The sequence below is a fragment of the Acidovorax sp. FG60 genome (genome assembly GCF_057808995.1).
The window spans coordinates 1-4,913 of record NZ_JBMDJC010000048.1; the positions used below are offsets into that span (position 1 = coordinate 1).

Consider the following 4,913-nt stretch of genomic DNA (forward strand, 5'->3'; position numbering starts at 1 on the left):
AAAAACACAGCATCCAGGGTGCCACTGGAGCTAAGTGGATACCCCTTATATTTATCCAGTATTCAACCACAGGAAAAGCAGCGCCATGCAAGTCATCGAATCCACCTATGTCGTCACCCTGCGCGACTACCCCGAAGAGATCCCTGCCAAGGAGCGCATCGCCGCAGAAGCCCGGTACGCCAAGACCTTGGAAAAGCAGCTCGGTGGCCCCGAGCAGGTGGCGGCCGCCCTGGACACCATGCACAGCCTGGAAGAGTCGCCACCCGAGGTGGTGTCGCCTGGCGATCTCACGTTGCTCAAGGCCTGGGGCAAGGCCAGTGCGGCGGCCAAGCAGGCGGGGTTCCGGGATCTGGGCGAAGGAGATGGGGCGTACTTTGAAGTGCGGCTGGTGTGAGGGTGGAGGTCCACTGAGGACACGCCATGCCGATCAACGCGCACTGGAACTACCCAACGCTGATGTGTACGCCGCCGGGCAGGGCCGGTGGTGTGTTCCCTACGGAGACGGTGCTGCCGCTGGAGGCGGAGGCGTATGCGGTCACGCAGGAGGGTGAGGTCTGGCGGGTGATGGTGAAGCACTCGGGTGTAGTGCTGTATGAGGGGCCCGGGCCTGTGGAGCTGGTGGAGTCGCCTGCGCCGTTTTGAAGCAAACCGATTGCACCGCACCGGCTACCGGTTGTATGGTGCATCAGCCAGCAAGGAGTCGATATGTCAATGGACCGTGCCAACTATCCCGGTGTGCCGGAAGACTTTCCTGTGACGGCAGCACCGTCGGCCATTGCGGGTGCCCAGCCCAAGATGAACCTGGTCGAAGAAGGTGGGAAGTTCTATGCCCCGGGCACTTCGCCAGGCGAGGTCATGGCGGCCTTCCAGATGTGTGACGATCTGGTCTCACAGATGGTGCCGTACTGCCAAAGAAAACTCGCCACCTACGAAGGCAACCAGGAGGCGACAGTGAAGGCGGCGCTGAAGGGCCTGCTGGACAAGCGGTGGTGCACCGATGCGCAGTGCGTGTGGATCATGCGCAGGGTGGTGGACGAGTTGCAGTGGACCGTGGGTGATGACGCTTTGGCAACTTGATGCCTAACCGCTGTAACCAGCTCCCCACGGCATTTAGATGTAGTGGGAATCACACCAGCCACCGAGTCAGTTCCATTTACTGATTAGATCCCTATGCCAAACCCAACCTCCGATAGCCGCATCAATGCTCCAGAGCCTGCTTTGCAGCAAGATCTGCGAGGCCAGCCAGACACTGCAGATCAAAAGGCCTACGAACCCGACGATGGGCCTATCACTCCTGCCCAGAGATTGGCGCTGCAGGCTGCGGCTGACAAGGATATGCCGAAGGGGGCTGTTCTCCACAGAACCTGTCTTTTCTCGTAAGAATGACGTATCGAGAAGGCACTCGTTCGCGCCTTTGTTGACTGCCCTCTTAGACCGGAGCACGGGCTCACAGACGGGTGCTGCCGCCCGGATGCAGGTTTCCCCGTGAGTTGGTCATCCGCCGCGATGACGAGAGTGTGGTGTTGCCCCCTTTCCCGCCCGACTGGTTCGGCTTCTTTGCGTCCGGGTTGAAAACCTCAGCCGACTTCATGATGGAGTGGGAATGCATGCCGATTCAGGAACGCATGGTTCGATCTCCGGCCTGTTATATGCGGCCTAGGTAGGCGGATTCACGACTTCCGTTTCTTTCACGCCACTGTCAGAACCGTTACCGGCATGGGTACCGGCGCATTCTGGTTTGCAGTAGAAGCCGCCACCAGCAGCCACAAGCGTGGCGTCAGAATGTACATTGAGGCATCGGCAATTTGTACATCGTAAGCATACGAATTGATGCTCATTTCGAATTTCAACCCCATCATTTTTGATGCGGCTCAGCTCGAAAATCCTGCCAAAGAATGAGGCCTACGGCGTCTTTAGATTGATGACCAATTTTTCATCAGCGCCGTTGTGAGATCCACGTGGCGACGTCAGCGGCTATGGATTGCTCAACTCAGCCCAAAACTGTCGCAATTCGAACCGTACCCACTTGAGGCGCGCGTAACGGTGCCCCTTGAAGGCCTGCCGTAGCCACATGCACCCTATACTTTTGCGGTGCGCACACTCTTTCTGGACTTCGACGGCGTGCTTCATCCTGAGTTCTGCCATGAATCCAGGCACTTCAGTTGCTTGCCATTCTTTGAGCAGGTTCTGCGCGCGACAGCCGATATCGATGTGGTTGTCAGCAGCACATGGCGGCAGCAATATTCCCTGGACCAGTTGCGCTCTCGTTTCTCTACGGATGTCGCCCACCGGGTCATTGGCGTCACGCCTGAGTACAAGCATTTGGTGGACGTGCCCGACTCCTTGCTGGGATACGAGCGTGAAGCCGAGTGCCGCGCTTGGCTGCTAACCCGAGATCGAGCGGTCTTTCCATGGTTGGCTGTCGATGACCGCCCATGGCTCTATCGACCGTTCAGCCGGTCATTGTTTCTCGTGGATGGCAAGACTGGGATGACTGACACTTCTGCTGCGGCGCTGACAAAACGAATTCACGAGTTGTAGTCAGTCGTGCTGGTTCTGCTGGACGTATGTGGTCCATTGTTTTATGCGAACCAATGCTCGCGGGAATGTGCCAAGCGTGGTGTGTCGATGAATTGCTGGTGATTGAGCGCCTGCGGAAAGAGGACCATTGGCTGCCAACAAACTAAGCACCATGATGTTTTGCCCTATAGGCTAACATTCGATGCAATTAAGTTAGTCTTTAGGCTACCAATGTCTAGCGAACTCAATCACCTTCGTCTCGAGCATCTCCAGACTGCGATATCCAGCTTCTCTGATCTGAGGAAGCGACCACCGCCCCCTCAGGGGTGGCTCAAGCTGATCCGCGAAGCCATAGGCCGGACGGGGCGTCAACAGGCCCAGCGACTGGGCATCTCCGGCCCCACACTTCACAAATCCGAGCAGGCAGAGGCCGAGGATCGCATCACCCTGAAGCAGCTCCGAAAATTGGCCGATGGTCTTGAATGTGATCTGGTCTATGCGCTTGTTCCGCGACAGCCCCTCACCGAGGTCGTTCGGGAGCGTGCTCAGGCCATTGCTACTGACGAGGTTGGTCGAGTGGCCCACAGCATGGGCCTGGAAGGTCAGCGCCCTGGTGCAGAAATGCTTCGTCGCCAGATCGAGCGAAGAACTACAGAGTTGCTGCACGGGCGGTGGTCAGACCTTTGGCGTGAGTCCTGAACTGAATCCGCTCCGCCATGTCGTCGTCCCCGCAGGCCAAATAGCATCCAGCAGGATCTTTACAGCAATGTCCTCTGGTCAGAATTCCCCCTATCTCCCCGCATCCACTCCGCGCAGTGCGGACGTCGTTCTGTACCTGGACCTTGACGGTGTTGTTCACCACGAAAAAGTGCTCTGGCACCCACGCAAGGGTATCTACATGAGCCCGTATGAGGCTGCAGGACACTCCTTGTTCGAATGGGTTCCTATTCTGGAGTCGGTGCTTGAACCCCACCCAACCGTCGCCCTGGTACTGAGTAGCACCTGGTGCATCCGTCCGGGATACAGCGCAACCCTCAAACGCCTTCCGGCCTCCTTGCGTGTCCGGTTCATTGGTGGGACGTATCACGGGCGCGTGCATGGTGTGGATCCCTGGAACCTGTCCATGTTTCGCTCTACACCTCGGGGGGTGCAAATTCAAGAAGACGTTCAGCGGCGAAAACCCCGGCAGTGGATAGCTCTCGACGACGACATCGAGGGTTGGCCTGAATCATGTCTACATAACCTCGTCGCATGCGATGGAACGACGGGCTTGTCCAACCCCGACGTCCAACAGGAACTGAGGGAGAAGTTGGGCCACTGTTTTGCGGCTCTGGGTGCCAAAGCCTCGTAATTCCTAGAAGCAGCAGATGTCGGGGAGCTAGGCCGCGAGAGGCTCATTGCAGTCCGTCGGCTCACCGTAGCCAGAGGCAGAATTGCAGCGATTGCTGGCTTTCGCTCGTGCGTGTCAGCTGACGGCTCAATAGCCGATTCCTGCCCTTGGGCCCAGCTCAAACGATGAGTGATGTATTTCTTTCAATGATCGGTTTGGTGAGTGGAGAAGTCACGTAGCAGTTTCACTGCGGCAACCTAATAAGATCTCATCGCAATGACGTCGCGCCCCGACCCAATGATCACAACGCAAATGCCCGTGACTGCCGGAAAACTTGCGCGCCAACTACAGACAGCCGGTCGCGGAGAACTCGAAATCGAGATCCCCTCCGGAGCACAGCTCGATCTCTCCACCACTCCCGGTGCGTCGGTCGATGGCGGCAAGTTGCGTTTCGCTCGCATTGAGTACCGGAACTCGGCAGCAGCTTGGGATGTTTTGGCTGAGTTGGGCGATCCTCCTTTAACGAGCAGGTGGTGTGGGCCGCAGCCTATGACCAGTGGCGCCGCGAGATTGGCAACACCGACATGGCTAGCGGAAGGCTTCTAGTGGCCATCCACCCATGGGTCAGCGTCCTGCGCCTGGCGACGACACTATCGAGTACCGGTTGAGCCTTGGACTTGTGACAGAAAGCAGTCCAATTTTTTATCCGCTCCCCACCATTCCATCGAAACAATCGATGATCGGTGACAGGTAGATCTTGCCAGCCGGGATCTGGAACTACATCGAAAGGAGGCGTCTATATTCCGCGTCTAGATATGCATCCACGGCCTCATCATCTAGCGTGCCCTCTCCGTACCAAGCTTTCAGTTCCTTCAAAGCCAATGTGCCGAATCGAGCCCACGCCAGAAGATTGCTACGCAGCATGAATTGAATGATCTCGCCTCCAGACCGCAGTGCCGCATCAGCCCCGTCTACAAGACACAAGCTGTTGATTTCCACGCAGAAGTGACCCACTGGGGGTGCGGATAAAAACTTGGACTGGTTTTATGCCGCAAGTCCAAGA

General features: G+C 57.3%; 7 protein-coding genes. 6 read left to right on the forward strand and 1 reads right to left on the reverse strand.

The window, feature by feature from the left end; genetic code table 11:
• Positions 1-85 precede the first annotated feature (85 nt).
• The 3 genes from ACODS0_RS27855 to ACODS0_RS27865 all read left to right on the forward strand — a co-directional run bounded on the left by ACODS0_RS27855 (position 86) and on the right by ACODS0_RS27865 (position 1,077).
• Positions 86-394: a hypothetical protein gene (locus ACODS0_RS27855; RefSeq protein WP_488838464.1), complete on the forward strand. Its 309-nt coding sequence runs from the start codon at positions 86-88 to the stop codon at positions 392-394.
• A gap of 26 nt (positions 395-420) precedes the next feature.
• Positions 421-642: a hypothetical protein gene (locus ACODS0_RS27860; RefSeq protein WP_488838466.1), complete on the forward strand. Its 222-nt coding sequence runs from the start codon at positions 421-423 to the stop codon at positions 640-642.
• Between the two features lie 63 nt (positions 643-705).
• Positions 706-1,077, forward strand: coding sequence for a hypothetical protein (locus ACODS0_RS27865; RefSeq protein ID WP_488838468.1), 372 nt, complete (start codon positions 706-708; stop codon positions 1,075-1,077).
• Positions 1,078-1,688: 611 nt separating this feature from the next.
• Here ACODS0_RS27865 and ACODS0_RS27870 read toward each other — a convergent pair.
• The gene (locus ACODS0_RS27870) at positions 1,689-1,838 is read right to left on the reverse strand and encodes a hypothetical protein (protein WP_488838470.1); all 150 of its coding nucleotides are present in this window, start codon (positions 1,836-1,838) and stop codon (positions 1,689-1,691) included.
• A gap of 253 nt (positions 1,839-2,091) precedes the next feature.
• Here ACODS0_RS27870 and ACODS0_RS27875 point away from each other — a divergent pair, with 253 nt between their 5' ends.
• The 3 genes from ACODS0_RS27875 (at position 2,092) to ACODS0_RS27885 (ending at position 3,871) form a co-directional block, all read left to right on the forward strand.
• A complete protein-coding gene (locus tag ACODS0_RS27875; RefSeq protein ID WP_488838472.1) occupies positions 2,092-2,541 on the forward strand; it encodes an HAD domain-containing protein in 450 nt (149 codons plus the stop codon).
• Between the two features lie 210 nt (positions 2,542-2,751).
• Positions 2,752-3,219: a mobile mystery protein A gene (locus ACODS0_RS27880; RefSeq protein WP_488838474.1), complete on the forward strand. Its 468-nt coding sequence runs from the start codon at positions 2,752-2,754 to the stop codon at positions 3,217-3,219.
• 67 nt (positions 3,220-3,286) lie between these two features.
• Positions 3,287-3,871 (forward strand): HAD domain-containing protein, encoded by a 585-nt coding sequence (locus tag ACODS0_RS27885; protein ID WP_488838476.1) that lies wholly within the window; start codon positions 3,287-3,289, stop codon positions 3,869-3,871.
• Positions 3,872-4,913: the final 1,042 nt, after the last annotated feature.

Bases quoted from the DNA above. Each gene is read 5' to 3' on its own strand.
- ACODS0_RS27855 (WP_488838464.1), top strand. From the start codon at position 86: ATGCAAGTCATCGAATCCACCTATGTCGTCACCCTGCGCGACTACCCC.
- ACODS0_RS27860 (WP_488838466.1), top strand. From the start codon at position 421: ATGCCGATCAACGCGCACTGGAACTACCCAACGCTGATGTGTACGCCG.
- ACODS0_RS27865 (WP_488838468.1), top strand. From the start codon at position 706: ATGTCAATGGACCGTGCCAACTATCCCGGTGTGCCGGAAGACTTTCCT.
- ACODS0_RS27870 (WP_488838470.1), bottom strand. From the start codon at position 1,838: ATGAGCATCAATTCGTATGCTTACGATGTACAAATTGCCGATGCCTCA.
- ACODS0_RS27880 (WP_488838474.1), top strand. From the start codon at position 2,752: ATGTCTAGCGAACTCAATCACCTTCGTCTCGAGCATCTCCAGACTGCG.
- ACODS0_RS27885 (WP_488838476.1), top strand. From the start codon at position 3,287: ATGTCCTCTGGTCAGAATTCCCCCTATCTCCCCGCATCCACTCCGCGC.